Source organism: Candidatus Eisenbacteria bacterium, assembly GCA_013140805.1.
Classification (GTDB): domain Bacteria; phylum Eisenbacteria; class RBG-16-71-46; order RBG-16-71-46; family RBG-16-71-46; genus JABFRW01.
Map to the genome: position 1 here is coordinate 1 of JABFRW010000059.1, position 6,142 is coordinate 6,142.

Genomic DNA, 6,142 nt, shown 5'->3' on the forward strand with positions numbered 1-6,142 from the left:
GTGAGCAAGAAGATCGCCGAGGGGGCGGGGGCGCTCGTCTACGACGTCAAGTGCGGCAGCGGCGCATTCATGAAGTCGCGCGAGACCGCACGGAGTCTCGCGACCCGGCTGGTCGCGACCACGCGCTCGCTGGGGCGTCGGGCGCGGGCGCTGGTCACCGACATGAGCCAGCCGCTGGGCGCGGCGTGCGGCAACGCACTCGAAGTCGCCGAGTCGCTCGAGACGCTGCGCGGCGGCGGCCCCGCCGATGTGCGCGCGCTCACGCTCGAGCTCGCCGCCGCCATGCTGGTCGAGTCCGGCGCCTCCGCGAGCCTGGGGGCAGCGCGTGACGACGCCGAGCGCTGTCTCGACTCGGGAGCCGCACTGGAGCGCTTCATGGCGCTGGTCGAGGCGCAGGGCGGCGACGCGCGCGGTCTCGAGTCGGGTCGTGCGCTCGCACGCGCGGCGATCGTCGAAGTGGTGCCGGCTCCCCGCAGCGGTGTCGTTCGGAGCGTCGACACGTTTGGGCTCGGCGAACTGCTGGTGCAGCTCGGCGCCGGGCGGCGGGCGAAGGAAGACGCAATCGATCCGGCGGTCGGGGTCGTGGTGCGAGCACGGATCGGAGACCGGTTCAGCGCCGGAGCGCCGCTCGCGGAACTTCACCAGTCACGGCCGGATCCCGATGTTGCCGGCCGGGTTGCAGCCTGCTTCGAGCTCGGGGACGAGGCGCTCGCCGCCCCCGAACTGGTGCTGGAACGCATCGGCTGAACGGGAGTACCATCGCTGCGTCGCTGCGCCCATCCGCTCGACCGGAGGACCCCATGAACCACTCGCAACGCGTGTCGATCGCAGTCGCGATCCTCGGTGTATTCGCCGTCGCCCGGATCCCCGCGGCGCACGCCTGTTCGTGCACCAACGAGCGCACGGTGCTCGAGGAATTCGCGATCGCTCACTACGTGTTCGGCGGAACCGTGACGAGTGTTCAGCCGACCAGTGACAGCTTTAACGTAATTGCGACGTTTACTCCGACGATTCGCTGGAAGGGCGGGCTCAACTCCGTCGTGAACGTCTACACCCCGAGGGACGAGAGCACGTGCGGATTCCCGTTCGAAGTCGGAGAGTCGTATCTGGTCTTCGCGTTCAACTCCTTCGCCAGCGGTCAGACCGGGATCTGGACGCACGCATGTTCGCGCAACCGGCCACTGGCGGACTACCCCGGGCTGGGCCTGCCGCCACCCGAGCAGCCGGTGCCGACCGTTGCGAGCACCTGGGGTGCGGTGAAGACGATCTACCGCTAGCGAACGCCGACTGGGTCCTCGGGAGCGCGCTCGGTATCGGTCGGGCCGTGGCTCTCGGGTGCCGGCGTGACGCCGGGCTCGAGCGGGCGCAGCGGCGGACCCGGGTGTTGCGTGCAGAGCTCGCTCGGCTCGGAACCCTCGCCGAACATCTCGCTCGTGACGCTCACGCACGCGGTGGTGGCGAGCATGCCGGTCTCGGCGCAGATCTCGCGCGTCACCGTGCCGACCGGGAGCGGGAACTCGTCGATCGGGCGCCCGCGCGTGGCACCGATCATGAAGTCGGTCCACACCGGCAGCGCCGCGCGTGCGCCGGTCATGCCCGGACCGATCGTGCGCTTCTGATCGAAACCGACCCACACGCCGCATGAGAGTGCCGGCGTGTAGCCGACGAACCACGCATCCATGTAGTCGTCCATGGTGCCGGTCTTTCCGGCGGCCGGATTGGTGAAGCCGCGGGTCCGTGACGGGAACCCCGTGCCGTGATCCATGACGCTCTGCAGCATCGAGGTCATGACCGAGGCGGTCTCCTCGGACAACACCTCGACCGGATGCGGTGTGTTCTTCTCGAGCACCGTGCCCTTGTCGTCCTCGACCTTGAGGATCAGCAGCGGATCGTTGCGGATGCCGCGATTGGCGAACACGCCATACGCGGTCGTGAGGTCGATGAGCGTGACCTCGCTGCTGCCGAGTGCCAGCGACAGGTTCTGAGAGCCGAGCGGGGTGCGAATCCCGAGTCGGCGCGCGTAGCTCGCCACCAGCGAGATGCCGACCTTGCGCATCAGCTTGATCGCCGGAATGTTGATCGACTGCTGAAGCGCGTAGCGCAGCGTCACCGGGCCGCGGAACTTGCGATCGTAGTTGAGCGGCTGATAGGCCTTGCCGTTGCCGCCCGGGAACGACACCGGCTCGTCGACGATCACGTCGGTCGGATGGAAGCCGTTGTCGATCGCCGCCACGTACACGAACGGCTTGAACGATGAACCGGGCTGGCGCTGTGCCTGGGTCGCGCGATTGAAATTGCTGTGATTCCAGTCGCGCCCGCCGACCATCGCGCGCACGTACCCGGTGCGTGGATCGATCGCGATCAGCGCGCCCTGCAGATACGGGGTGCGGCCGGAGCGCGTGCTGTCGGAGATCGCGGGCACGAAGCTCTCTCGCTTCTGCTTGATCTTGAGCTCGCTCTCGAGCGCGGCGAGGTGTTTCTCAAGGGCTCGCTCGCCGATCTGCTGAAGGTCCAGGTCGAGCGTGGTGTAGACGCGCAATCCGCCCTCGTACACCGCGTTCGAGCCGAACTTCTCGTCGAGCTGAAGTCTCACCATCTCGATGAAGTAGGGCGCCCGGTCGTTGCTGTACCGCACCGGGGTCACGCCCAGCGGAGCGCGCACCGCATTGTCGTACTCGACCTGAGAGATCGCCTTGGTCACCAGCATGTTGCGCAGCACCTTTTCACGGCGCGCGCGTGCGGCTGCGGGACGGCGGCGCGGCGAGTAGAGGCTCGGGTTGGCCGGAATGCCGGCCAGCAGCGCGGACTCCTGCAGGTTCAGCTCGCGAAGCGGTTTGTTGAACAGTGTCTTGGCTCCGGCCTCTACGCCGTAGGCACCCTCACCGAAGTAGATCTGGTTGAAGTACATCTCCAGGATTTGATCCTTCGAGTACGTGCGTTCGATCTCGATCGCGAGTGCCGCTTCCTTGATCTTGCGGCTGAACGTGCGCTCGTGGGAGAGGAACAGATTCCGCGCCAGCAGCTGCGTGATGGTGCTGCCGCCCTGCGCGCGCCGCATCTGCATGATGTCGGTGACCGCCGCGCGCGCGATGCCCCACAGGTCGATGCCCCAGTGCGAGTAGAAACGCCGGTCCTCGGTCGCGATCGTCGCGTTCACGATGTGCCGCGGGATCTGTTTGAGCGGGACGGGGGAGCGGTTCTCTTTGTAGAACTCGTGGATCACGCGGCCGCGCGCGTCGTAGACGAGCGTCTTGACCGCGGGCTGGATCGACGCGAGCGTCTGCGGCGAGGCGAGGTCACGCCGCAACCACTGGACCACTCCGAACACGACGCCGGCGCCACCGAACAGGGCGACCACCACGATCGTGAAGAAGAGTCTCCAGGGAAATCGCCGCGCGACTCGAACTGCCCTGTCCGAGAACTCGGGAAGAGTAGAATTGCGATCCGTCACGTCGCGGAGCGTAGGAAGGAGCGCATGCGCGGTCAAGGCGCAGGCGCGTTCGGCGCTGACCGAAGCGTGACAATCGTGCGAGTTGCCGAGGTCGCGAGGCGGTTCCTACAATGCGATGCTCGCGACCAACGTGATTCGTGATGAGGCACCGATCGAGGAACCATGCTCGCACCCGAACAGCAGTTCGAGATTCTGGCCCGCGGTACCGAGGAGATCCTCCCGGAGGGCGCGCTGCTGGAGCGATTGCGCAAGTGCGCCGCCGCGGGCAGGCCACTGCGGGTCAAGCAGGGCTTCGATCCGACCGCGCCCGATATCCATCTGGGGCACACGGTCGGACTGCGAAAACTCAGGCAATTCCAGGAACTCGGGCACCAGGTGGTGCTGATCGTCGGCGACTACACGGGACTGGTCGGTGATCCGAGCGGCCGCAGCAAGACACGTCCGCAGCTCGAGGCGCAGGAACTCGAAGCCAACGCGCGAACCTACCTCGACCAGTTCTACCGCGTGCTGGACCCGCGTCCCCAGCCGCCATGCCTGCCAGTCGAGGTGCATCGCAACGGCGAGTGGTTCGCACCGATGTCGTTCGCGGAAGTGATCCGGCTGGCGGCTCAGTACACGGTGTCGCGTCTGCTCGAGCGTGACGACTTCGCGAAGCGTCTGCAGGCGAATCAGCCGATCAGCGTGCACGAGCTGCTCTATCCGCTCATGCAGGGGCACGACTCGGTCGCCATTCTGGCCGACGTCGAGCTCGGCGCGACCGAGCAGAAGTTCAACCTGGTCGTGGGACGCGAACTGCAGCGACTCGCGGGGCAGGAGCCGCAGGTGGTGCTCACGCTGCCGGTGCTTCCGGGGCTCGACGGCGTGCAGCGCATGAGCAAGAGCCTTGGGAACTACATCGGCGTCACGGACGCTCCGACCGAGATGTTCGGCAAAGTGATGAGCCTTCCCGATTCGGTGCTGCGTCTCTTCTGGGCGCTCGTCACGGATGCGCCGCCTGACGAACTCGCCGCGGTCGAGCGCGAACTGGCGGATGCCGCGATCAATCCGATGACGATCAAGAAGCGTCTCGGCGAGCGCATCGTGACGATGTATCACGACGCGGATGCCGCTCTGCAGGCACGCGCTGGATTCGACGCGCAATTCAGTCGCCGCGAAGTCCCCGAGAATCTCGATGAATTCTCGCGCGAAACGCTGCTGAACTTCGCTGCGAAGCCCGCCGCTCCGATCATCATTGACGCGTTGATGGCGGCTGGATTCAGCGACTCCCGGAGTGCCGCCCGGCGTCTGGTCGAGCAGAAAGCCGTGCGAATCGACGGCGAAGTCGTGACTTCCTGGGACCAGGCCGTGGATCCGGGCAAAGAATTCGTGCTGCGGGCGGGGCGCAAGATGAAGCGATTCGCGGGGAAGTAGGGCGGACGGACCTGTCCCGAAGCGGCTCTATTAAGACCGTAAGCCATTGTCTTCTATGGCTTTGAGCCAGTCGCAATCGACCCGTCGCGGGGCCGGGTTGACAAGCCTCGGAGGCCGCACCTATATTGCGCCTGCCGCAGGGAAGTAACCCACCCGAAAAAAGTCGTTTGACTTGGTTTCGACAGATGGGTAGTTTCCCCGTCCGCCTTTTCCGCAGGGAGAAGGCGCTAGACGTTTCTCGCTCTTTGAAAACTGAATAGCGCACGTGACTCCAAGAGCCCTGAGAGGCCCCAAAGACACGCGATTTTGGCGTGTTCGCGGGGATACCTTGCAATTGATCCGTTCACAAGCAGACTTCGGTTTGTTGTGAATGATCTCCGTTTATAAATTGACCACGGAGAGTTTGATCCTGGCTCAGAACGAACGCTGGCGGCGTGGATTAGGCATGCAAGTCGTACGCGAAAGAGGGGGTAACCCCTCAAGTAGAGTGGCGAACGGGTGAGTAACGCGTGAGAAACCTGCCTTCAACAGGGGGATAACACTCCTAACGGAGTGCTAATACCGCATGAGACCACGGGATCGCATGATCCTGAGGTCAAAGGTGGCCTCTATTTATAAGCTACCGGTTGAAGATGGTCTCGCGTCCCATTAGCTAGTTGGCGGGGTAACGGCCCACCAAGGCGACGATGGGTAGCTGGTCTGAGAGGATGGTCAGCCACACTGGGACTGAGATACGGCCCAGACTCCTACGGGAGGCAGCAGTCGAGAGGCTTCGGCAATGGGGGCAACCCTGACCGAGCGACGCCGCGTGGAGGATGAAGGCCTTTGGGTCGTAAACTCCTTTTGTTCGGGAAGAAATGCGATCAGGTGAACAATCTGGTCGTTTGACGGTACCGGACGAATAAGCTCCGGCTAACTCCGTGCCAGCAGCCGCGGTAACACGGGGGGAGCAAGCGTTGTTCGGAATCACTGGGCGTAAAGGGCGTGTAGGCGGTTAGGTAAGTGGAATGTGAAATGCCTCGGCTTACCCGAGGCACTGCATCCCAAACTGCTTGACTTGAGTACGGGAGAGGATGAAGGAATTCCTGGTGTAGCGGTGAAATGCGTAGATATCAGGAGGAACACCGGTGGCGAAAGCGTTCATCTGGCCCGTAACTGACGCTGAGGCGCGAAAGCTAGGGGAGCAAACGGGATTAGATACCCCGGTAGTCCTAGCCGTAAACGGTGATCACTAGGTGTTGGAGGCATCGACCCCTCCAGTGCCGCAGCTAACGCATTAAG

General features: G+C 64.3%; 4 protein-coding genes and 1 rRNA gene. 4 read left to right on the forward strand and 1 reads right to left on the reverse strand.

Translation table 11 applies throughout. The features are described 5' to 3' along the window. Both HOP12_05605 and HOP12_05610 read left to right on the forward strand, forming a co-directional pair. Positions 1-747: thymidine phosphorylase (locus HOP12_05605; protein NOT33632.1), on the forward strand; the 747-nt coding region annotated here is incomplete at its 5' end. Positions 748-800: 53 nt separating this feature from the next. Next, entirely contained in the window at positions 801-1,277 is a 477-nt protein-coding gene (locus HOP12_05610; protein NOT33633.1) for a hypothetical protein, read from the forward strand. On the opposite strand, the gene HOP12_05615 is transcribed toward HOP12_05610, so the two are convergent. Then, positions 1,274-3,361, reverse strand: coding sequence for a PBP1A family penicillin-binding protein (locus tag HOP12_05615; protein ID NOT33634.1), 2,088 nt, complete (start codon positions 3,359-3,361; stop codon positions 1,274-1,276). The two genes, HOP12_05610 and HOP12_05615, sit on opposite strands and share 4 nt — an antisense overlap. Before the next feature lie 252 nt (positions 3,362-3,613). Here HOP12_05615 and HOP12_05620 point away from each other — a divergent pair, with 252 nt between their 5' ends. Next, positions 3,614-4,861, forward strand: coding sequence for a tyrosine--tRNA ligase (locus HOP12_05620; protein ID NOT33635.1), 1,248 nt, complete (start codon positions 3,614-3,616; stop codon positions 4,859-4,861). 395 nt (positions 4,862-5,256) lie between these two features. Continuing rightward, a 16S ribosomal RNA gene (locus HOP12_05625) occupies positions 5,257-6,142 on the forward strand; the annotation flags it as partial.

What these genes read in the sequence shown, in the direction of transcription:
- HOP12_05610 (NOT33633.1), top strand. Translation starts at nt 801, where the DNA reads ATGAACCACTCGCAACGCGTGTCGATCGCAGTCGCGATCCTCGGTGTA.
- HOP12_05620 (NOT33635.1), top strand. Translation starts at nt 3,614, where the DNA reads ATGCTCGCACCCGAACAGCAGTTCGAGATTCTGGCCCGCGGTACCGAG.